The 23,948-nt window shown below is 38.7% G+C and carries 14 protein-coding genes; 7 read left to right on the forward strand and 7 right to left on the reverse strand.

The genetic code is table 11. The features are described 5' to 3' along the window. Nucleotides 1–379 precede the first annotated feature (379 nt). From L6471_RS02915 to L6471_RS14110, 4 genes are all read left to right on the forward strand, one after another. The gene (locus tag L6471_RS02915) at nucleotides 380–1,369 is read left to right on the forward strand and encodes a helix-turn-helix domain-containing protein (RefSeq protein ID WP_027454012.1); all 990 of its coding nucleotides are present in this window, start codon (nucleotides 380–382) and stop codon (nucleotides 1,367–1,369) included. Between the two features lie 333 nt (nucleotides 1,370–1,702). Further along, complete coding sequence (locus L6471_RS02920; protein WP_027454011.1) at nucleotides 1,703–3,922, forward strand: anaerobic ribonucleoside triphosphate reductase; 2,220 nt, start codon at nucleotides 1,703–1,705, stop codon at nucleotides 3,920–3,922. After that, a complete protein-coding gene (gene nrdG / locus L6471_RS02925; RefSeq protein ID WP_006281169.1) occupies nucleotides 3,922–4,416 on the forward strand; it encodes an anaerobic ribonucleoside-triphosphate reductase activating protein in 495 nt (164 codons plus the stop codon). The genes L6471_RS02920 and nrdG overlap by 1 nt, the downstream gene beginning before the upstream one ends. Before the next feature lie 401 nt (nucleotides 4,417–4,817). After that, a complete protein-coding gene (locus L6471_RS14110; RefSeq protein WP_006281168.1) occupies nucleotides 4,818–5,516 on the forward strand; it encodes a hypothetical protein in 699 nt (232 codons plus the stop codon). A gap of 560 nt (nucleotides 5,517–6,076) precedes the next feature. On the opposite strand, the gene L6471_RS02935 is transcribed toward L6471_RS14110, so the two are convergent. The 7 genes from L6471_RS02935 to L6471_RS14170 all read right to left on the reverse strand — a co-directional run bounded on the left by L6471_RS02935 (nucleotide 6,077) and on the right by L6471_RS14170 (nucleotide 18,282). Next, entirely contained in the window at nucleotides 6,077–6,985 is a 909-nt protein-coding gene (locus tag L6471_RS02935) for a LysR family transcriptional regulator (RefSeq protein ID WP_027454010.1), read from the reverse strand. Nucleotides 6,986–7,026: 41 nt separating this feature from the next. Next, nucleotides 7,027–8,421 carry a threonine/serine exporter family protein gene (locus tag L6471_RS02940; protein WP_027454009.1) on the reverse strand — a complete coding sequence of 465 codons (1,395 nt, stop codon included), beginning with the start codon at nucleotides 8,419–8,421 and terminating at the stop codon, nucleotides 7,027–7,029. A 29-nt stretch (nucleotides 8,422–8,450) separates the two neighbouring features. Continuing rightward, entirely contained in the window at nucleotides 8,451–10,139 is a 1,689-nt protein-coding gene (locus L6471_RS02945) for a putative transporter (protein ID WP_237796793.1), read from the reverse strand. 167 nt (nucleotides 10,140–10,306) lie between these two features. After that, nucleotides 10,307–11,650 carry a glycoside hydrolase family 28 protein gene (locus L6471_RS02950; protein ID WP_036858271.1) on the reverse strand — a complete coding sequence of 448 codons (1,344 nt, stop codon included), beginning with the start codon at nucleotides 11,648–11,650 and terminating at the stop codon, nucleotides 10,307–10,309. A gap of 803 nt (nucleotides 11,651–12,453) precedes the next feature. Continuing rightward, nucleotides 12,454–14,544: a protein-disulfide reductase DsbD family protein gene (locus L6471_RS02955; protein WP_237796794.1), complete on the reverse strand. Its 2,091-nt coding sequence runs from the start codon at nucleotides 14,542–14,544 to the stop codon at nucleotides 12,454–12,456. A gap of 512 nt (nucleotides 14,545–15,056) precedes the next feature. Then, on the reverse strand, nucleotides 15,057–16,010 hold the full coding sequence (locus tag L6471_RS02960; RefSeq protein ID WP_237796795.1) for an alpha/beta hydrolase: 954 nt from the start codon (nucleotides 16,008–16,010) through the stop codon (nucleotides 15,057–15,059). 55 nt (nucleotides 16,011–16,065) lie between these two features. Further along, entirely contained in the window at nucleotides 16,066–18,282 is a 2,217-nt protein-coding gene (locus tag L6471_RS14170; RefSeq protein WP_237796796.1) for a glycoside hydrolase family 31 protein, read from the reverse strand. 224 nt (nucleotides 18,283–18,506) lie between these two features. On the opposite strand from L6471_RS14170, the gene L6471_RS02970 reads away from it, so the two are divergent. The 3 genes from L6471_RS02970 to L6471_RS02980 are packed head-to-tail and all read left to right on the forward strand — an operon-like array spanning nucleotide 18,507 to nucleotide 23,936. Beyond that, entirely contained in the window at nucleotides 18,507–20,600 is a 2,094-nt protein-coding gene (locus L6471_RS02970) for a family 43 glycosylhydrolase (RefSeq protein ID WP_237796797.1), read from the forward strand. Between the two features lie 19 nt (nucleotides 20,601–20,619). Continuing rightward, nucleotides 20,620–22,068 carry a family 43 glycosylhydrolase gene (locus L6471_RS02975; protein WP_074614126.1) on the forward strand — a complete coding sequence of 483 codons (1,449 nt, stop codon included), beginning with the start codon at nucleotides 20,620–20,622 and terminating at the stop codon, nucleotides 22,066–22,068. After that, nucleotides 22,065–23,936 carry a glycoside hydrolase family 97 protein gene (locus L6471_RS02980; RefSeq protein ID WP_237796798.1) on the forward strand — a complete coding sequence of 624 codons (1,872 nt, stop codon included), beginning with the start codon at nucleotides 22,065–22,067 and terminating at the stop codon, nucleotides 23,934–23,936. The genes L6471_RS02975 and L6471_RS02980 overlap by 4 nt, the downstream gene beginning before the upstream one ends. Nucleotides 23,937–23,948 lie beyond the last annotated feature (12 nt).

A 23,948-nucleotide genomic window follows, 5' to 3' on the forward strand; every position in this document is an offset into this window, starting at 1 on the left:
AAGCTTTCATGGTATTTAAAGGATTTAATTTTGCTCTAAAAATACAAATTATTACTAATAAATACTTTTTGAGAAACAAAAAACATTCATATTTACTATTTTTGCAACAGTAAAAAATAAAGCATTGTCATAAGCGAATGATAAATTATATAAGATGAAACTTCAACTAAAGCGAAAGAAAAAGACCTTGATTGTTAGAATTTTAATATTTATCAATATGATTAAGAATTAGAAGATGCACCAGAATAATATCTGATGCATCTTTTTTATTATACTATTTAGACAAAATAAAATATGATTCTATCAATTTACCTGTTACATAGACTATGTTTCATCAAAAATATGTATATTTGCGGCACTTGTAATCAAGCGAATAATAATGGAAAAGAAAATAATTGCTTTAGCCTTTATGGCAATAAACTTCATAGTTATGACAAGCTGTATAAATGAACCAGTAGACATATCTGATGACACCTATATATATAGGTTGATTGAAAATACAGCTTATGCCAAAGCCTCACAAGTCAAAAAAAACATTATAGATTATTATACAGAATCTAATCAACCGGAAAAAGCGCTGAAGATGATTGCAGCAATCTTACCTGAATATAGCAAAAAAGATACCATCAGCATCAACTATACTCATTTATTAAGAAACAAAGCATACTCTTTGGCCAACACCGGAAGATATAAAGAAGCTATACAACTATATGAACATATATTACTGATCAACGACAGTCTTATAGATAAAAATGCTCAAACACAAGCATTACTGATACGGGAACAAAATAACGAAAGACAATTTACGATAGATAAACAAAAATCAATATTACACTCACAACAAACTACAATAATCATTATCAGTATTCTGCTGATACTTCTCTTTATTTTGTCTCGAATAACTATATGCTATCATAAAATTTTGAAGGACAAAAATAGAAAACTTTTTAAGAAAATAAAAATAGAAGAAAGGGTTGAAAAACTAGAAGAAAAAGAAGTTTTATGCCAATCTAAAGCTATTTTATCACCTTCTGAAAACATATATCGCAAATTATGTGAACTCATGGAAGAAGACAAAATCTTCTCTGAAACAGAGCTCAATCGTACAAAATTAGCCAAACTTATCGGCACCAATCACTGCTATATCGATGATGCTATAAAACAGTGTAGCGGAAAGAGTACAAAAGAATTTATTGATAATTATCGACTACGTTATGCTGCCCAACTATTATCTGAAGATAAATATAATATTTCAATGATTGCAGAACTCTGTGGATACAGAAGCAGAGGTACTTTTACACGTCTTTTCAAAGAGCGATATGGTATGTCACCAACAGAATATAGAACAATTTCACAAGAAGAAAAATAAGGCTTTCTGTGAAACATTGAAATCACTATTTATTTAATCCAAACGAGTTAAGTGCTTAAAGTCAAACACTTATCTTACATAGCTGTTGCGCTTTACAAACTATGCCCAAAATTTTAATGCTGCGTGAAACATCAAAAAAAACATTTTTGGAAAACACATTTTGTAAAAATAAACAAAAAGTTTTCCACTTTATTTTGTAGATGCCTGATAATCAGACACTTGACATATTTTAACACTAAAAAAGTTATCCAAAAGGTACACCCTATTGAAATATTAGTTACTTTTGCAAATAGATTTTCAAATGCTATTTACAACTTAAATTTCTAATTAATAATGATACAGACAGTAGTAAAAAGAGATGGTCGCATCGTGGGATTTAACGATGTCAAAATCAAGTCAGCTATCCGCAAAGCTATGCTTGTTACTGATAAGGGTGAAGACGATGTTTTAATCCAAAAGATTACAGACCATATTGCTACAAAGGGTAAATCTCAGATGTCTGTCGAAGCTATCCAAGACGCGGTTGAAGTTGAACTGATGAAAAGTGCGCGCAAGGACGTAGCTCAGAAGTACATCGCCTATCGCAACCAGAGATCAATTGCCAGAAAAGCAAAAACACGTGATGTTTTCATGGAAATCGTAAATATCCAGAAAAACGATGTTACCAGAGAAAACGCTAATATGAATGCCGACACCCCTGCCGGCATGATGATGAAATTCGCGTCTGAAAGCACTAAACCCTTCGTAGACGACTTTTTATTGTCTGAAGATGTTCGTGATGCCGTAAAGAAAAACTATTTGCACATTCACGACAAAGATTACTATCCTACGAAGTCACTCACATGCGTACAGCATCCACTTGATAATATTCTCAAAAATGGCTTTGTTGCGGGTCATGGTAGTTCTCGTCCAGCTAAGCGCATTGAGACTGCTGCTGTTTTAGCATGTATCTCACTTGAAACCTGTCAGAACGAAATGCACGGAGGTCAGGCTATACCTGCTTTTGACTTCTATCTTGCACCTTATGTACGTTCTAGTTATCAGGAAGAAATCGTAAATCTAGAAAAACTAACAGGCCAAGACTTAAAGCACCTCCTGGATGCTCCTATCGATGACTATCTCATTCAAGATCTCGATGGTCTTGAGGGTGATGATCGCTTGAAACAGCATGCCATTAATAAAACGGTGAATCGCGTTCATCAGTCTATGGAAGCATTTATACATAATATGAATACCATTCACTCTCGTGGTGGTAATCAGGTTGTATTCTCTTCTATTAATTATGGTACGGATACTTCGGCTGAAGGTCGTTGCATCATGCGCGAATTGCTTCAGTCTACCTATGAAGGAGTTGGTAATGGCGAGACCGCAATCTTCCCTATTCAAATTTGGAAAAAGAAGAGAGGTGTAAACTTCTTACCCGAAGATCGTAACTACGACTTATATAAATTCGCATGCAAAGTAACTGCACGTAGATTTTTCCCAAATTTCCTAAATCTCGACGCAACATACAATCAGAATGAAAAATGGAATGCTAACGATCCAGAGCGCTATAAGTGGGAAGTTGCTACCATGGGATGTCGTACACGCGTATTTGAAAATCGTTTCGGCGAAAAGACTTCTGTTGGTCGCGGTAACTTAAGTTTCTCTACCATTAATATCGTTCGCCTCGCTATCGAGTGTATGAGCATAAAAAATGAGCAGGAACGTATCGATTGCTTCTTTGCAAAACTCGATCATTTGCTCGATGTAACTGCGAAACAGCTTGATGAGCGTTTCCAATTCCAAAAGACAGCTTACGCAAAACAGTTCCCTCTTTTGATGACTAAATTATGGAACGGATGTGAGAATCTAGGCCCTAATGATACTATAGAGAGTGTCATTAATCAAGGAACCCTGGGTATCGGCTTCATCGGATTAGCTGAATGTCTGAAAGCACTTATCGGTGTTCATCATGGCGAAAGCGAAAAAGCACAAGAGTTGGGCTTGAAGATTGTTACTTATATGCGCGACAGAGCTAACGACTACTCTGAGAAATATCAACATAATTATAGTATCCTCGCTACACCAGCAGAAGGTTTGAGCGGAAGATTTACCAAGTATGATCGTAAGCAGTATGGTATAATAGAAGGTGTTACCGATCGTGAATATTATACGAACTCAAATCACGTACCAGTATACTACAAGTGCTCTGCACGTCATAAAGCTGAAGTAGAAGCGCCTTACCATAACTTAACTCGTGGCGGACACATCTTCTATGTAGAGATAGATGGTGATGCAACACACAACCCACAAGTTATTATGAGTGTGGTAGACATGATGGACAAACTGAACATGGGCTATGGTAGTGTAAATCATAATCGTAACAGATGTATGGATTGTGGCTACGAGAATGCAGACGCTAACATGGAGGTTTGCCCAAAGTGTGGAAGCAAACATATCGATAAACTTCAGCGTATCACAGGCTATCTGGTAGGTACAACCGACCGTTGGAATGGAGCCAAATTAGCCGAATTAAATGATCGCGTAACTCATATTGGTAAACAAGATTAATGATTTCGGTACTTGACATCATAGAAGATACGATGGTAGATGGACCAGGTTTTCGAACCACCATCTACTGTGCGGGATGTCCTAATGCCTGTTCGGGATGTCACAATCCACAGTCATGGGATATCACTGCCGGACATGAAATGTCTACAGAGGACATCATGAAAATTATTAAGGCTGACCCTTATGCTAATGTTACTTTCTCTGGAGGTGACCCTATGTTCCAGCCTGAGGGTTTTGCCGAATTGGCTGAAGCGATACGAAAAGAAACCAACAAAACCATTTGGTGCTTCAGTGGATTCACCTATGAGCACTTAATAAAAGACAAGAGGCAACGGAAACTACTTGAATTAGTCGATGTACTTGTCGACGGTCCTTTCGTCAAGGCATTGAGAGACGAAGACCTTGTATTTAGAGGATCAAGCAACCAGCGTATCATAAATGTCAAGAAATCACTTCAAGAAGGAAAGATTGTTTTGCAAGAATTAGACATCTAACTCCAAAAAAATTATTCATAATCAATATACATTTATATTACAATCATGACGATAGGGTTCAGTTTATTAACCACTGAACCCTATTTTTATTAATAAATTTACAAGCAACCCCTTACAATCTAACAAAATTAATATTTTTTAGCTCAAAGTTAAGATAAATATTTGCAAACTCTAGTTTTTTTTTATATTTTTGTATCCACAAATATCGGCAAAGACTATCATGCATTATGTAACATCTCTGAATACTCTTTGTATAATTTAAAATAGAGAAGTGAAATGCGAAATAAAGACAATAAATTGCTAAGATATAAAAAGAATATAAACAAGATAACAATAAAACAACTAGAACGATTTTAAAAATCAAAACAACTAAAATCTGAAAGTAAGGAAGGATCTCAAAAATGGCATATAGAAAATACGCATATCTCGTAATTCCCCGTGATTCAGAAAATGCTGACTTAATTTGTACTCGTTATTTAAAAGATGGTAGAGCACGAATAATCGTACTCAATCCTAATCGTGCACCATGGGCAGAAGAAGGAGAACAAAAGTCACTCATCTATTACATTACAATAGAAAAAGAAGCAATAACCGAAAATAGCTGGGAAGAGGATTTAAAACTCTTTCAGATGGGTAAACAGAAATATCATGTAGATCCAGGAGAACGTTTTTCTCCTGCTAAAGGTTGGCTCTTCGAAATAAAAAATGATGATGACGAAAATAGCGAAGCTGAAGATGAAAAACAGAATGAACAGCAAAGCAGAAGACCTTCTCGTCCATCATATAATAATAACCGTCGCCCATCTTATGGCAATACCAACCGTGGTGGATATAATTCTCGAGGTGGCGGCTATGGTGCCAATCGTGGTGGCAGCTATAACGCTAATCGCAATGGTGGATATAATACCAATCGTGGTGGATATAATTCTCGAGGTGGTGGTTATGGTGCCAACCGTGGTGGCGGCTACAACACCAACCGTGGTGGATACAATTCTAATAACCACATTGGCGGTTATAATAGCTATAACAATGGTGGCTATAATAATAACACTGCAAATTATAATAGCGATAACAATATCGAAGATAACTTTGATAAATAAGAAACAAGATATAAATCATATCATTAAAAGGATGTATACACTTCATGGCGTATACATCCTTTTTTTATTATCTCTCTAAAATAACATTTTAAAAAGGGTGACCTTGCAAAGAAGGACACCCCATTTTTAAAGTTAATCGAGATTTATAATAATCAACATGCTGAACATTATATCATGGCAAAGATAAGTATTATATCTGAAACCCCTTGTATATAAAACCGAAAATCTTTATTGAATCAGTAGCATATCGAATTTACCGATAACCACAATCTATATAACCCATAGAAAGTCATTGCACATATACTATAAATCATGTACCTTTGTACATATAAATAGATCATAACATCCTATGATAAAAGATGTTACAGAAAGGATACGACGGGATGTCGTGTCCTTTTTTAGAGGAATATAATATTAGTATAAACTCATATCAATGGTATGTACATGTATTCTATGAAAGTCGTATGTCAGCCTCTCGTAATCAATAGCTGACTATGCACTTTACACATTTAGGAAAAAAGAAAACAAGCAAGCTGTGATAGCCTGCTTGTTTTCTTTTTTTATAAAATATCCTTCAATGCAAAATTCATAAGAATAGAAGTGGACTGACATAACATCCTAATAAACTCCTGAGCAGAATTCTTTATATAAGCATCTTTAAGCACATGAATACATCCCTCCATGCGATTATCAGGAACATCAATAGGAATAGAAACACACCCATCTTCATGTAATACCGTAGATTCTGACAACACTGCCACATAATTACTTCGATGCAATAGTTTGAAAATAATATCTACATTATTAACCTCAACCTTCACTCGAAGATGCAAGTCTTTCCGATCTACCAGCTTATCAAATGCATTACGAGCCTGCAGTCCTCTAGCAGGAAGTACAAGATCGTATCGTTCCAAATCTTCCAATCGTGCACTCTGCTGCTGAGAAAGTGGATGTCCATCTTTAACAACTGCAGCCACTCGATTACTAAAAATAACTCTACTATCTATTTCAGAATCAAATTTTAGCGGACTGAAAGCAAGAACAAAATCAAGTTGTCTGCTCTTCAGCATCAACATCAACTCCTCCATCGAACGATATATAATATTCAGTTTAACTCCTGGATAAGCCTTCAAGAAGTCAATCATCGTATCCATCATAATCGTACGAAATGAATAAGTTACACCGATATTGAGTTCACCCGTAAGCATTTTCTTAAGATCATTAATATGATCCATACACGACTCGGTAGCAGACACTGCCTTAAGTGCATAAGGAATAAGTTCTTTTCCTGCTTCCGTAAGGAATACCCCTCGCCCACTACGCTCGAAAAGCGGAAGTTCAATCTCAGCTTCCAAATGACTAATTTGCTGTGAAAGAGTACTCTGAGTGATAAATAGGCGCCGACTCGCTTCTGAGAAGTTAAGCGTTTCGGCTACCTTTAAAAAATATTTGAGTTGTCTTATTTCCATATTATCCTAAATATAACGCTGCAAAGATACAATTTTATTGCCTACCCCACATGATTTTGATTTTCTTTTCTACGTTCTAGCAATAAATCGTAATATCTTATCTTTCGTTTACTCTCTAGTAAATGATGCTTAAAGATATTTGGTAGGGATGTACCTATCGCTATCACCAGAATGGCCATACTTGCCATCATGAGGTTATGCATACCGTTAGTAACTTCACCAACTACACCCTTCATCTCTATAAAAGCAAACAATGCACGATACATAAGCACTCCTGGTACCATAGGTATAACACTAGGAATGGAAATACACTGATGAGGAATATGTACACGATGTGATATGAACACAATAATTAAACTTACAAGTACACTACCAGCCAAAGAACCCATAATTAAGCCCTGATCAAGACCAAAATTACCATTACTTGGACCAAGATTTACAAAATTACGTGTACAAACCGCGATAATTCCACCCATGGCTACGATTGGCAACATCTTATAAGGCGTATTGAAAATCGTGGAGAAACCCATAGCGGAAATTGCTGCTGCAATAGCAAACTCTACGTAAGTATGATGAGGGGTCATCGACAAATTAGTAACAAAGTTATTAATACCAAATATCTGAATGGCAAAACCGATACCAAAAGCCATAGCGATAACGATAAGTAAGGTATTAAGCGCTCTTACAAAACCCGTCTGAATATGTCCACAGAGCATATCACTGACAAAATTTATCAAAGGTACTCCAGGTACGATAAACAATGTACATGCCATCAAAGGATGCCAAGGGGTATCAGAATGCATAAATGCCGGAACGACACGCTGCAAAGTTGGCGATAACGAAATGTAAGAGGATAGCCAAGCCAGAATCGTGGCAACAAAAGCAGATATACCTATACAGATATAGGCATTCATGTGCTTAGCACCTAAGAACATACGAAGACGAAAGCCCAATATAGCTGCTATTGATGCATAAAAAAATGCAGGCCAGTCACAACCAAACTGTACACAGAATCCTCCACAGGCAAAACCTGCTGCTACAGCTATCTGCCACGGTGTATAATAACGTGGACCATGTTCTATCTCATCTAGTTTTTTCTCGTACTCATCCAAAGAATAATTATTACGTATAGCCTCCCAAGTTAAATGACTTACAGCTGTAATGACAGTCATATCGATTTTATGGGTATCACAACGACGGAACTTTGTAAAAGAATGTGTCTCATCTGAATAGTTGACCATCAATATGCTATAATCGATGTTCATGTGAAGATGATTATCATCTAAATCCAAATATTTCATCGTACGATTTAAATTACGCATAATACGAGCTGTATCTGCTGAAGAATCCATGAGCAGACTACCTGTGCGCAATAATAAATCTAACTTACGATGCAGCAAACATGCATCAGGCGTTGTAATAAGAGTTGATTTCATAAGGTCTATAATGAATCTATTTTATAATGTTATCCAAAAACAAAGATTAATATCTGAATAGTGACAATGCGTAAGAACATTGCAAATGGATATACCGTACTATATCCCACTGAAGGCGTATCGCTAGGTGTCATCTCATTGGCATAAGCTAAAGCAGGAGGATTAGTATTGGCACCTGCGAGTACGCCCATCAGTGTGAAATAATTAATATGAAAAACATAACGGCCTATGATGCCGCCAAGTAAAATAGGTATCATTGTAATAGCCAAACCATATAGTATCCAGATAAGTCCACTCTCTGATACTACAGTCTGTACAAAATCATGACCTGTTCCTAAGCCCACTCCTGCAAGGAAAATACAAAGTCCAAAACGACGTAACATTAAGTTTGCACTAATGGTGTTATAGGTGACAAGATTATATTTAGGACCAAAATAGCCCATCAAAATTGCAATAATCAGTGGACCACCTGTCAATCCAAGACGTAAGCGCTCTGGTATGCCAGGAATGAAGAATGGAACATTTGCCAAGAAACAACCGAGGACTATTCCAAGGAAAATAGGAATCAGATTAGGATCATTGAGTCGCTTCAAAGAGTTACCCATCATGTTTTCTACATGACTAATGGATAGTTCGTCGCCCACTACGGTGACACGATCGCCCATCTGAAGTTTGAGATGTGAGGTTGCAACCAAGTCTACCCCTGAACGATTAACACGGGTAATATTGGCACCAAACTGTGAGCGTATTTTCAACTGACCTATTGTTTTACCATTTATAGAAGAACGCGTAATCAAGATACGACGTGAAATCAATTCACTATTCTGTTCATTCCAATCGATATCTGATATTTTACCCATCAATGCACAGATAGGATCTTGGTCGGCTGGACGAGCTACTATTAATAAGGTATCACCAACATGCAGTTCGGTATGACCATTAACCACTTCATGCTTGATATTCTGGTTTTGTCGCATAATACGAGAAATCATAAAATCTCGTTTCAGCAAATCGTGTACATGTTTTACAGTAGCACCATCAACAGCAGGATTACATATTTCTATTGAAAATGTATTCAGGGTAATATCTTCAAGATGGCCCATGCCTCGTTCTGCGTCTTTCTCTTCTTCTTCACGACGAATGCGTAGCACAAAACGAAGGATAATAAATGAGATAATAACTCCAAGTACACCCATAGGATAAGTTACAGCATAGCCACTAGCAATCGTCGGTGCATCGATATGACGCAAATCGCTATAGGCCTGTTGAGCAGCTCCTAAACCTGGTGTATTAGTTACTGCACCTGAAAGAATACCAGCAATAGTTGTAATTGGCGAACCAGAGATATAGAAAATAGCGATGGCCGTAACTAAACTTATCGCTATCACAATAGCAACAAGACCATTTAGTGCTTTACCACCTCGTCTGAATGAGGAGAAAAAACCAGGACCTACTTCCAAACCGATTGAATAAACAAAAAGTATTAAACCGAATTCTTTAAGAAAATGGAGCAAATGTTCGTCAAGATTAAGACTAAAATGCCCGAAAACCAGACCTGTAAACAAAATCCAGGCTAGTCCTAAAGAAACGCCTTTTACCTTTAACTTACCTAAACACAAACCCAACGTAATGACCAGTGACAGTATCATCACTGAGTGGGCTACACCACCACCCCATAATTCAGGGAAGCCCTTGAAAAGATTCTCTACAATTTCCATAACTCATTTAAGTTTACGATTGCAAAGTTATGGAAATTAGCGATAGCTACCTACAGAACATTATGAATTGTAGCGATACCGGCTATAGGCAAAACCGATATCGCTATATTATAGAATGACTATTCTGCTCGACAGAGCTTAAATTTGTATTGATAGTTACTGCTGTGTTACTTGATTTTTACAGCAGAACTATTGGATACAACAATATGCTTGGCATCACTAGCCTGATAACCTTCTATCTTGATATTTTTAGCATAGTTAATACTACTCGTTTCTGCAATCTTTGAAACACGCATATTTTGAATGCTAATATTTTCGAGTGGCATTTCTGGCAGACCATAGAGATAGAATGATTTACCTGCGCCTTCTACTAACAGATTTTTCATTTCGATATTTCTAAAGACAGGTGTACCTTCATTTACATCAGTACGTTCTGCAGGTTTACCATTTGAAGAATAATATAGGTTCATAGTTATCGCCTCGTTTACAATATTCTTCATATTGATACGGTCGATATATATATTTTCTACGACACCACCACGACCACGGGCACTCTTGAATCGCAAACCTACATCTGTACCAATAAAAGTACAGTCTGATATATAGATATTCTTTACGCCACCAGACATTTCACTTCCGATAACAAAGCCACCATGACCATGAAGTACAGTATTATTCTTGATATATACATTCTCACATGGTACACCACGGCGACGACCAGCCTCGTTTTTGCCCGACTTGATACAGATAGCATCGTCACCTGCATCAAAAAGGCTATTGATAATCACTACATTTTTGCAAGACTCAACATCCAGGGCATCACCATTCTGAGCATACCAAGGATTATTTACCTTAATATTATCAATCGTCACATTTTCGCATAACAAAGGATGCACACACCACGCTGGTGAATTCTTAAAGGTTACTCCTTCGAGTTTCACATTTTTACAAGATGTGAAATTAAGCAGTACCGGACGAATATTAGCAGCATTGCTATCTGGCTCCCAAACATCACCTTTCTTATTGACAGAACCTGGACGAGAGGTAAAATTCTTCCACTGCGCGCTTGTCAGTTTACTACGCTTTACTGGACGCCAACGTTCACCGGAACCATCAAAAACACCATGACCCGTAATAGCAATATTCTGAAGATGCGTACCTGAAATAGGAGCAATACAACGCTTTGACGGACTACCCTCAAAATCGGTATCTACTAATCGATAATCTGAAATATTGGTAGTGAAAGAAACAAATGCGTTATAATCCAAATAAAGGTTCACATTACTCTGCATTTCTATAGCACCTGTCATCCAATAACCTGCTGGAATAATTACTTTACCACCTCCATGCTGACTTACAGCTTTTATTGCTTGGTTAATCGCCATGGTATTAACATGATCAGGCCCGCATTGTGCGCCAAAGTCAATAATACTAACCTCATAGTTAGCAAAAGTAGGTTGCTCTACATGAGGAATTTCAAAAGCGCTTAAATATTGAACATTGCCTATCATCAACAGACTAATGATTCCTATTATTAATTTGTTCATTTATTAAAGTAAAACGATTTGTTTTGGTAAATTACTTTCTTTCAATCTATTTTGAATGCAAAGTTACGATAAACGCGTACTTAAAAGGGGCTAAATTTGTTCATTAGACTATGATTTTTTATCAAAATTGTGCTTATTGCTAACAAAATTGCTTGTTTAGATAATACAATGACTAAGAAAACAAAGGAATTTTTAGATTACATGAAGTATAAATATACTGTCTCACTGATACTTCTAAGGAAACAATTAATTCCTTGAAATGGATAAATTCTAATCTAAAATAAAAAAGCCTAAATGTAAACCGAAAGAAGTATAGAGTATATATATAAAAAAAATAGCGAAGAGAAACTCCCCGCCTTTGGCATGAGGTCCAGCCTCACGGCCGAATCCTCTTAAACATCATTATTAAACCTAAAATAATCTTTATTACCTAAAACATAATACCTAAGATCTTATGTCCACTGACAATCTTTATATAACCTTTATAACCTAATACTAAACCTAAACAATCTTTAACCTAAAACTATTTTTCTTATGACACTGCAAAAGTACAACTTTTTTGTGTTTTACAACATAAAAAAATAGAAAAATCATCGATTTTAGGCCTTTTCTTGTTTTAAATCAAGAAAATTGTGTACGTACACAACATTTTTTCAAATAAGTGATGACAAAAATAAAACATTAAAAAAGCCACCCGTACTTCAACAGCACAAGTGACTTTGTGGAATATATATAAATATAGTGGTTATACGAATATATAGAAAAACTTATTTCTTCTGATAAGTAGCTAAGCCCTTATCAAGAAAATCGAGATAAGCTGGTACATCTTCTTTGTAGCCATAAGCTGAGTTCAATGGATTACCTGCATTATCGACAGCGACATAGAATGGTTGAGCATTAGCACCAAACTTGTGGCTCTGCAAATAACTCCACTTATCACCAATGGTACGAAGAGTACGCTCTACACCGTTTTCATTCACCTTAATCGGCTCTGCTAATGGAGTCTTATCGTCAACAAAGAGACTGATCAAGACATAATCCTTCTCTAACTTTTCTGCAACTTGAGGATCTGTCCATACAGCTGCCTCCATCTTACGACAGTTAACACAACCAAAACCCGTAAAGTCTATCAGCACAGGCTTGCCTTGTGCCTTAGCGGCAGCCATACCCTCTTCATAATTGGTATAATGAGCCTCAACAGTCTTGGTATTCAGATTAAAATCTTGCGTATTCATTGGAGGTGCGAAAGCACTTACCGCCTTACATGGAGCTCCCCAAAGTCCTGGTACCAAATAGATAGAGAAGGCAAATGCACATAAACCCAACATGATACTTGGCACTGGCATTGGACGATTTAATTCACCGCCGATTTCGTCCACTCTAAACTTGAGCACACCGATAAGATACAATCCCATGAAAAGGAATATCGCTATCCAAAGACTCAAGAACACTTCACGATCAAGCAAATGCCAACCGTAAGCTAGATCGGCTACACTAAAGAACTTCAAGGCAAAAGCTAATTCAATAAATCCTAACACGATCTTAATCTGTTCCATCCAGGCACCACTCTTTGGACTCTTTTTCATCAGTGATGGGAATAGAGCAAAGAGGGTAAATGGTACAGCAAGCGCCAAGGCAAAACCAAACATACCCAAGGCTGGACCTAACCAATTACCAGAAGTAACGGTCTCTACAAGCAGTAAACCTACGATAGGTGCTGTACATGAGAAACTGACTAATACAAGAGTGAAAGCCATCAAGAAGATAGACAGCACACCTGTGGCTGCAGTGGCCTTACTGTCTACCCTATTCGCCCAACTATCAGGAAGTTTTATTTCAAACCATCCGAAGAAGCTCAATGCAAAAATAACCAGCAAAGCAAACAAGAATATATTGAAGATGGCATTTGTTGCTAAAGAATTAAGTGTACTTGGGCCGAAGATTGCGGTTACTAAAATACCCAATGCCAAATAAATAACAACAATAGAAACACCATATGTAATCGCATCCCGTATACCCTTCTGACGATCGTCCTTTGCACGCTTCAAGAAGAAACTTACTGTCATTGGGATAATAGGCCAAATACATGGCATCACCAATGCAAGAAGACCACCTAAAAATCCCATGAAGAATATATATATTAAGGAGTGATTAGCTATATCACTTGTACCACCAAAAGCTTGCAACTGCTTTATTACGGGTTGCCACAGAATATCCTTTTCTGCTTTTGACATTTTAGCGACAGCTGTTTCTGCAGCACTATCAGCCTTAACTTGTGCTAACGAGTCGGCCTTCATTTTGGATAAAGCAGCTTGGTCTGCTACATCCATTTGTCCACCTGCAGCAGGTATCTCTGCTGATAAAGCCTGAGCTTCTTGAGCCTTGGCATCACCATCTACAGCAGGACTCTTACCACTTTTGTTGATATCCACAGAAGTTGGAGGCAAGCAGTTTTGATCATTGCATGCTCCATACTCCAAATAAGCATCTATGGAATAATTCGGTTTGGTAAACTTAACTTTTTGCACAAAAGTAACACTCCCCTCAAAATAGCGAAGTGTCATACCAAACAACTTATCATAATTACTAATTTCGTGGCCTCTTGCCATAAGCTTGCCAACAAGTTGAACACCATCCAACTTATTCACATTAAAAGTGGCCGAGATAGGGCCATCATTACCTAAATTAGTAGAATATACATGCCATCCAGGATTAATCTTACCCGTAAAGATAATTTCAGCTTGAGCCGAATTACCTATTTTCAACTGAGTAGTAAATTTAACAGGATTCAGCATCTGAGCTTGAACAGAAAGCACTAACACCAGTGCAACAAGCAACATCCAAATTTTTTTCTTCATTTTAATTTTAAACTTCTCATTAAATACGATATCAAATTATAAATCTGATACTTTTTCTCTTCTAATTACCAAATGCAAATTTAGGCAAAAATTATGAAAAACACAAAAGAATATACGAAATATTTTTACTCAATATAAACCGATAAAATCTGGTGATACTACATGAGGCGATAAGCGTATCGTTACGAAGAAGTAACATCACTATTAGCCTTCAACAAGAAGACAGAAAATTGTCAAAAAAGGATATATTTTTTTCAATTATAGCACAGAAATCAGTCTTGACCGATTTTTGGTTGCTTATTATTGCTAAAAAACATATATTAGCACTATAAATATTTGAGAGTTAATGGCATTAGAAGGTAATCTGCCTTGGAAGTGATTTTAGGACAGGGGACATGAAAATCAAAAATTTGTGTATTCTAGATCATTAAGAATTGCATTTTTTAGCGGATTGGAAAGGCACTTACCAATAAAGGTAGTGCCTTTCTTGCATGATTACAGACTACGTATAATCAATGGACAAATCGAGAGACAAAGCCCTCAACTTTTCTTGCATACTCTTCAGGATGATCAGACTGACTCCGAGCATGCTTAGAACCTGGTGCGACCCACAATTCTTTTATACCAGACTTGGCCTTATATAAAGGGTAAACCATGCGAGTAGGCACAAAAGAATCATTACTACCATGAATAAAAAGCATTGGTTTAGTACTCTTCTTAACTTGTTCTATAGGCGAAGCCTCTGTAAAATTCCATCCATAACGTATATCACAAAGTATCGAAGTTGTATATAACAGAGGAAAATCAGGAAGAGAGAACTGCTCATGCAATTGTTCACTAAATTCATCCCACACACTAGTATACCCACAGTCTTCTACAAAACATTTTACATACGAAGGTGTTTGATCTCCACTGATGCACATCGTTGTAGCCGCTCCCATAGAAACACCATGAAGAACCATTTGGGTTGTTCCCGTACTATCCGCAAAGAGAGTATTGGCAATAGGTATCCACTCTTCTACATCAAGTCGGTCTTTCCACCCCATCTGCTGCGCTTCTCCTTCACTGCGACCATTACCATGAAAATCAGGCAAGAAGACATTATATCCCATCTGATAATAGATGCGAGCGATAGGTAACATGCGCACATAACTATCTGTATAGCCATGGATAAGAAATGCTACACGATGAGAACCCGACGATGAAGGAATCCACGTAGCTGCATGGCGATCACCATCCTGGGCCATGATTATGGTATCATGAAAAGCATGTGCTTGCTGCAACGAATCAACCCAGGGTTTCATATCAGGATGATCTTGGTAAAGTCGAGCATACATCTTGGTGATGTTACGTCCCTTATTGTTCTCAGGAGTAAGGGAGTAACTCAACATATAGAAACTGCCAGCTATCGTAAGGACAACCAACAGTAGGAATATAGTCAATATCGACAGAAATATCTTTTTCATGTCTGCAAAGATACAAAAAAGCCGGCAAATGCCAGCTTTTTTCACTTTTTCATCTTTATTGACGTTCAAATATAGGTATTGCGGTTAAGTCTACCCGAGTTGTAACATATTGTCCTCCAGCATACCACTTACCTGTACGATGGTCGCGCCATCCCTTTTTATTTTTCGGCAGATAAGTGGTCCATGTCGTAACCTTAGGTTCTGTTATCGGACTTACAAGATATTTATCACCAAACATATATTCATATTTTTGTCGAAGAGCCTCTTGATCATTGGCAAAATCGAAAACAAGTGGACGCATAATCGTATACCCTTCAGAAGATATACGCTTAGCACAGTGCTCGATGTATGGGCGAAGTTGTTCACGCTCATGTATACAAGCAGCTATGATCTGTTGAGCCTTTTCACCATAATTCCATGGTTCTGTATTACTCATATACCCATGAACACGCATAAGAGGAAGATAAACACTCGTCTGAATCCATCGCAACATACGTTCGATATAGTTTGGATCAGTATACTGATTTCCCGGTCTGAAGAATCCACCGGCATCATAAGTCCACCAAGGTATACCTGCAGCCTGCAATCCCAACCCTGCGGTTATCTGTCGGCGGAAAGTCTCCCAATCGTTGCCGACATCGCCACTCCAGAGGGCACTTCCATATCGCTGAATACCAGGGAAACCGCATCGAGTAAGTATCATCGGTGTTTTTCCTGCCTTCATTAATCCTTCATATACCGTCTTGTTGACAAGAAGCGGATAGACATTGCGCACTTGCTCACCCGACCATTGCTCTTGGTTGACCATACGACCCGCCAAATCATCATTTTCGGGTTCGGTAGCATCCTGCCACCAGGCATCTATTCCTAGCGGAACCAAGCGCTCATTAAAATTTTTCCAATAGGCTTCTGCAGCTTTAGGGTTAAAGAAATCTATCCAGTCTGTATTTTTGATATAATAGTTGTCAGCTGCCATTTGCTTGCCGACTTCAGAATTTCGGTCAATTTTAGACCAAACAGATACCATCAGTTTTACACCCAAACGATGCAAACTATCGGTTAACGCTTTCGGATTAGGGTAATATTGTTCATCAAACTTCATCGAATTCCAACCATATTTGCCCCAATACTGCCAGTCTTGCACAATCATACGAAGTGGCATTTGTTCCTGTAGAAATCGGTTAGCCGTCTGTAATATTTCGTCTGACGAGTGGAAGCGTTCACGACAATGTATATATCCCAAAGCCCATGATGGCATAACAGGGCATTCACCTGTAAGTCTGCGATAAGAAGCGATAATTTCATCCGGAGTGCCAACAAATACGGTATAATCTACAGCATCGGCCACAGGTGAAGAAAAGGTGGTGCTATTCTTCACCATATCATAATAAAGCACAGGGCGATCGTCTTTCGTCAACTCTGCCTGTAAATGGTGCACACCCGCTTCGAGATGCACGATACTCGAAGCGGTTGGGGGTAGCCAGATATTTTGCATATCAATTACAGTTTTTCCATCGATTAACAGATGATGTCTGCGAGCCATTTTCTGTCCTACATCAAGCAGTAGAGAATAATCACCAGCCTTTGTTATGGTCAGATCGGCTTCAAAGATATGTCTTTCACGCACTTCCTTTTTTCCTCCTTCTGTAGAAGTTACCTCTACAACGTCCTGTACACCTTTACCCCCGCGCTTTACTAAATCAATATGGTATGAACATGGATTATATTCTGTCATACCATAATTATTCCAGAGGATACCATAGCCCTTACTTGAGATCAACATCGGAATAGATATCTGAGTATTCACCTGAGTAAGTCGTCTCGACAACCCTCGTACATTACTATATCCATCCTGAAATTGTCCCAGTCCAAAAAGATACTCATCAGAATCTGTAGCAAAGGTGAGCGAAGCTCTTCCATTTTCCAAGCGGCGATTGATATCACGGAAAACGACTTCTCCTTTTTGGTTCATAAATTGTATCTCATTTTTAGCCTGATCGAAAGATACCTTTATCTTCTCTTTTCCTTTGTCACGATTTTTACGCGAATTTCCCTGAACTTGATAGGTTTTATCGGCTCTTCCTTCATAAAGCCAATCGGGTAAAGTGGGTAATTTTTTACTATCTGAAGAGTTAACCTTCGGATAATAACGTACACGAATCGCATTACGGTCTACTTGGGTCAGTTCTTGCTGCCATCCCGGCAAACGTTCCTGACCCATAGACGTGAGTACCATGAATAGTGATAAAATAGTTAAATTAAAACGTTGCATTTTACAAAATATAGGTTTTTCAATATTTTTCCTGCAAAGATACCGAGATTTCAAAGAAAAACTTTGCGAAATATACCATATATTTTGTGTATTATTTCACATGCTAGAAATTTCATAACCTGAATGATATTCTCGTCCTTACTCCATGGTATTTATGAAAAGAAATGGTATATTTGCAAGTATAAAAACTTATATCTTTAATTCGAACGTACAAACCTATAATAATGAAAAACCGTAATAACTGGCACAAAGCAGGCATTATCGTATCCGCACTCTGCTTATTGCCCCAACTTAGCCGAGCACAAAATCCGATCATCAGTGAACAGTTTACTGCTGACCCGACAGCTCGTGTATTTAATAATAAGGTGTATCTTTATCCTTCGCATGATATTGTAGCCCCACAAGGTCAACGACAAGACTGGTTTTGTATGGCAGACTATCATGTATATTCTACTGATAATCTTACAGACTGGACAGATCATGGGGTAATCTTATCACAGCAGGATGTGCCTTGGGGTAAGAAAGATGGCTATTCGATGTGGGCACCCGACTGTGTGTATAAGAATGGCAAATATTATCTTTATTTTCCCGATGCACCCCAAGAAGGCAAAGGCTTTGCAGTCGGTGTGGCGACAGCAAACCATCCAGAAGGTCCGTTTACCTGTCTGCCTCAACCTATAGCTGGCGTTATGGGCATAGATCCCTGTGTACTTCTCGATGACGATGGCAAAGCATATATTTACTGGGCCGAAATGGGTATACGTGGCGCCCAATTACAAGATAACATGACAGAAATTGTCGGATATCATCCTGAAGCCAACATGCCTTCCGGAAATACTCCTTCTCCACAAGACATGGAACAAATGATGGCTCCGTTTGAGATGAAAGGTTTACCAGAAGGTTTCAAAGAAGGTCCATTTGCCTTTAAGCATAAAGGTAAATATTACCTCACCTTTCCATGGGTAAGAAAGGAAAAAGGCACCGAAACACTTGCTTATGCGATGAGCGATAACCCTCTAGGTCCATGGGATTTTAAAGGTATCATCATGAGCGAACACGCTAACGGATGCTGGACTAATCATCATAGCATCGTTAATTATCAGGGACAATGGTATTTGTTTTACCACCACAACGACTTATCCCCTCATTTCGACAAAAACCGCTCGGTATGTATCGATAAACTAACTTTTAATGCTGACGGAACCATACAAGAGGTAAAACCGACGTTCAGAGGTGTGGGTATCAGTAATGCTAATCAACCCATACAGATAGACCGGTATAGTTCTCTGAAAGGAAATGCAAAAATAGATTATATCTTTGAGCGTATGCCACAAATGGGATGGATGGTAGATCTGAAAAAGGGGGCTTCGGTAAGTTATGAGCACGTAAACTTTGCCCTCGCCAAACAAAATATTGTGATACGTGCTATGGGTAAAGGAAATGCTTCTATTCTCGTCAACGGTAAGAAGATTGCCACTTTTGATGTCGATGCACCACGATGGACAGAAGAATATCTGAAAACTGATCATTTCATCAAAGAAATAGAAAATCTCTCAAATACTACTGCACCTAATAAATGCATCGGTAATATCGAAATCGTCTGCAATACGGGTAATGTTCAAATCGACTGGCTCCGATTCCTAGCTCTTGATGAAGAAGTACCGCAAGCACCTAAGCTGGAGGACTATTTTATGAAAACAGATGGTAAGAGTTCGTCATCACAGACTCTACTTCGAGATCCATTTTCGACACCCGATGAGGATGGATTTATTCACCGATGGTTATTACTTGAACCAATCAATAAACCGAATCGCAGTAATTTAATCTTCTCGTATGCTTTCATGCAACAAGAGTTTGCCCGCAAGGACTATCAAACGCTCTTTAAGAATATGCCTAAAGATGGACAAACTGTCCATTGGAAAGAGACCAATCAAAAACTGAAATGGCATGCACTAGACAGCAAACAATTTAATACCAAACTATTCCGATTTGCCTCTGGTCTGAATAAGTCTATGTATGGTGTTCTCTTCTGGGCAACTACCATTGTGGAATGTCAAGAGGATATCCCAAATGTGCGATTGGCTGCCGGTTCTAACGGAGCTTCACAATGGTGGGTTAACAATGCTCCAGTACTTACCCTGGAAAGTGACCGACGCATGGTAAAGGATGATGGCATGTCTCAACGCCTTACATTACATAAAGGTAAGAATATCGTTCGTGTGGCTGTCATCAATGGTCCCGGAATGAGCGATATGTGTATGCGATTTGTGCACGAATCGGGCAAACCGGTTACCAATATTACTATCAAAACCAAATAATAACCTAAAATATAACATCATGAACTGGCGTAAAATATCCTATATATATATGTTGGCACTGACACAACAAGTGTCTGCTCAAATCGGTGAACCCTATATTCACGACCCCTCGACAATCGTGGCCTGTGATGGAAAATACTACACCTTTGGCACGGGTGAAGGTGGACTCATCTCTGAAGATGGCTGGACATGGCACGATGGAGCTGTCAGACCCGGAAGAGGTGCCGCTCCCGATGTGATGAAAATCGGAGACCGATACTTAGTTATATATGGTGCCACGGGTGGCGGACTGATGGGTGGACATAATGGGCGTATTCTGACCATGTGGAATAAGACGCTCGATCCTCTATCACCTGATTTCAAATACACAGCACCCGTAGAGGTAGCTAATTCTGATGGTCTCGAAGACTGTGATGCCATAGACCCAAGTTTGTTTATTGATCCCAAGACCGGAAAACTATGGGTAACTTATGGTACCTATTGGGGCAATATCCGACAAATAGAATTAGACCCTAAAACGGGTAGACGCGTTGAGGGTAATATTGAAAAAGATATCGCTATCGACTGTGAGGCTACAGATATGATAGAGCATGATGGCTGGTATTATCTTCTGGGTACGCACGGTACCTGTTGCGATGGGGTCAATTCTACTTATAATATAATATGTGGTCGCTCTAAAAGTCCAAATGGCCCCTTTGTGGATAACGTCGGCAGAGATATGCTAGCCGGTGGAGGAAAAATGGTTGTTGCTGGCGGCGACAGAGTAGTGGGTACAGGACATTTCGGACGAGTATGCATCGATGAAGGGGTTGAGATTATTTCACTCCACTACGAGGCAGACTTCGATCAGGGTGGAAGAAGTGTACTGGGTATCAGACCATTACTCTGGAAAAATGGATGGCCTAAAGCTGGCGACCGCTTTAAGGCTGGCATCTACGAAATAGAATCTGAACGCCGAGGATATGCACTAGAGCTTGCTACTGATTTCGTCAGAATACCTCAGGAGATACATTTCTGGGGGCAGAAGGATACGACTGAAGCCAAACCGATAGATAGCCAGCGTCTCGAAGAGGTGGAAAAGACATGGCCTAAAGGAGAAATCGGGATTCGCTGTAATGATTATATGTTCAGACCTAATCAACGCTGGGAAATTAAACCGGCAGAGGGAAAAGGTGGCTATCTCGGTGGACCATATTATACTATAGGAATTGCTGGAACATCTCGTATGCTCACAGCTACTGCTCATGGCGAACTCATCGCTAGCACAGTTTATACTGGAGCTGATGAACAGTTGTGGCGTATAGAGCAGCTCACTGATGGCACTTTCAGAATTATGCCGAAAGCCATACCTGGAATCGAAGGCGAAAATAAAAAATATTGCTTGTATTCTGCAGGCGATAGTACACCAACTTTGGCAGAATATAATTTTAAATCAGATAACTCAAAATGGAATTTAAGACAACAATGATTAAATATTTAGGTATCGCTTTAATGTCCGTTCTTTCGTTCGGTATAAATGCAAAGACAAACCATACAAATCATGTCACGCAGGTTTCTCAAATCACGAATCAGGCGATATCACCAGATGGTAAAATCAAGGTCTCGGTAGAAGGTCATTCTCTGAAAGTAAGCTACTGCAAACGACACATGATGGATATCCAAATAGGTATGGATAAAGCTGAATTTACCCCGTCATTTGTTGCAACAAAACCAATTGTAGAGGATTATAAGATGCTTACCGGCAAAAAGAGTCATTGCACCAATCAGGGTACGGAATATCAGTTGGGCAATCTGCAACTACGACTCTTTAACGATGGTCTTGCATTCAGATATGTCATCAATGGCTTGCAAAATGAGAAAGTACCAAAAGAATATACCAGTTATCGTATACCTGAAGGGATGAAACGCTGGATGATGGAGTGGACTGACGCTTATGAAAGTCTATACCCTGAAATGACTTCGCATAAAATGAAACCGAAACGTTTGTTTCAGGGTATCGAACTCACTACCGATGGTGATGTAAAACGATGGGGCTATCCAGCTTTGCTCGAACCACAAAAAGATTGCTATGTTCTTATATCTGAGGCAAATATCGAACGTAACCAGAGTGCTTCTTGCCTATACAACGAGGGAGAACAGTTTAAAGTTACTCCTGCTGAAAACGATGTAAAAATACATGGGAACTGGCATACTCCATGGCGAGTGCTGATGATAGGTAAAAAAGAAAAAATCGTTGAATCTACCTTAATTACAGATTTATCTGAACCTTCTAAAATAAAGGATACGAGTTGGATTAAACCTGGTGTCGTATCATGGATATACTGGGCATATAACCATGGCAGTAATGATTATGCCATTATCCAAAAGTACGTAGACATGGCAAAAGCACTACAACTACCCTATGTACTCATCGATGCAGAATGGGATCAGATGAAAAATGGAAAAACCATAGAAGATGCTATACGCTATGCCCACGAAAAAGGCGTTAAACCGATGATTTGGTACAATTCTAGTGTCGGTTGGACTTATGGTGCTCCTACTCCACTATTTCGACTCAACAAACCTGAAGATAGAGAAAAGGAATTTGCATGGTGCGAAAAGCTGGGTATTGCAGGTGTCAAAATTGATTTCTTTTCGGGTGACAACCAAATGAATATGGAATACTGCATCGACTTGCTTGAATGTGCGGCTAGACATCATCTCCTGGTTAACTTTCATGGAGCAACGATTCCGCGCGGGTGGCAACGCACCTACCCTAACTTGATGAGTACAGAGGCGGTATATGGAGCGGAATGGTATAATAACGTACCTACCTTTACTCACGAAGCTGCCTGCCACAACGCTACCCTTCCATTTACCCGAAATGTCATTGGATCTATGGATTACACTCCGTGTGCCTTCAGCAATTCACAGCATCCTCACATTACTACTAATGCACATGAGTTGGCACTCACAGTACTCTTTGAGAGTGGTTTACAGCATTTGGCAGATAAACCAGAAAGTTACCTGACTCAACCACAAGAAGTACAAAGTTTCTTATCCCAACTTCCTTCAACCTGGGATGAAACGAAATTGATAAAGGGTGATATTGGGAAAAATGTTATCATCGCACGAAGAAAAGGCAAAACTTGGTTTGTCGCAGGTATAAATGGAACCGACCAAAACTGTATCGTAAAATGTTGTCTCAATCAAAAGATAAAGCTCTCATCTATCCAAGAAGTAACCGTATTCGAAGATAACAGCAAAGAGTGGAAAATCAGTAAATATAAGAAGATACCACGCACTTTCCATGAATGGCCCTATGGTGGATTCGTGATGGTAATTCAGCAGGGATAATTGTATTTTACA

Source organism: Segatella bryantii (genome assembly GCF_022024215.1).
GTDB lineage: Bacteria > Bacteroidota > Bacteroidia > Bacteroidales > Bacteroidaceae > Prevotella > Prevotella bryantii.

Bases quoted from the DNA above. Each gene is read 5' to 3' on its own strand.
- L6471_RS02915 (WP_027454012.1), top strand. From the start codon at position 380: ATGGAAAAGAAAATAATTGCTTTAGCCTTTATGGCAATAAACTTCATA.
- L6471_RS02920 (WP_027454011.1), top strand. From the start codon at position 1,703: ATGATACAGACAGTAGTAAAAAGAGATGGTCGCATCGTGGGATTTAAC.
- nrdG (WP_006281169.1), top strand. From the start codon at position 3,922: ATGATTTCGGTACTTGACATCATAGAAGATACGATGGTAGATGGACCA.
- L6471_RS14110 (WP_006281168.1), top strand. From the start codon at position 4,818: ATGGCATATAGAAAATACGCATATCTCGTAATTCCCCGTGATTCAGAA.
- L6471_RS02935 (WP_027454010.1), bottom strand. From the start codon at position 6,985: ATGGAAATAAGACAACTCAAATATTTTTTAAAGGTAGCCGAAACGCTT.
- L6471_RS02940 (WP_027454009.1), bottom strand. From the start codon at position 8,421: ATGAAATCAACTCTTATTACAACGCCTGATGCATGTTTGCTGCATCGT.
- L6471_RS02945 (WP_237796793.1), bottom strand. From the start codon at position 10,139: ATGGAAATTGTAGAGAATCTTTTCAAGGGCTTCCCTGAATTATGGGGT.
- L6471_RS02950 (WP_036858271.1), bottom strand. From the start codon at position 11,650: ATGATAGGCAATGTTCAATATTTAAGCGCTTTTGAAATTCCTCATGTA.
- L6471_RS02955 (WP_237796794.1), bottom strand. From the start codon at position 14,544: ATGAAGAAAAAAATTTGGATGTTGCTTGTTGCACTGGTGTTAGTGCTT.
- L6471_RS02960 (WP_237796795.1), bottom strand. From the start codon at position 16,010: ATGAAAAAGATATTTCTGTCGATATTGACTATATTCCTACTGTTGGTT.
- L6471_RS14170 (WP_237796796.1), bottom strand. From the start codon at position 18,282: ATGCAACGTTTTAATTTAACTATTTTATCACTATTCATGGTACTCACG.
- L6471_RS02970 (WP_237796797.1), top strand. From the start codon at position 18,507: ATGAAAAACCGTAATAACTGGCACAAAGCAGGCATTATCGTATCCGCA.
- L6471_RS02975 (WP_074614126.1), top strand. From the start codon at position 20,620: ATGAACTGGCGTAAAATATCCTATATATATATGTTGGCACTGACACAA.
- L6471_RS02980 (WP_237796798.1), top strand. From the start codon at position 22,065: ATGATTAAATATTTAGGTATCGCTTTAATGTCCGTTCTTTCGTTCGGT.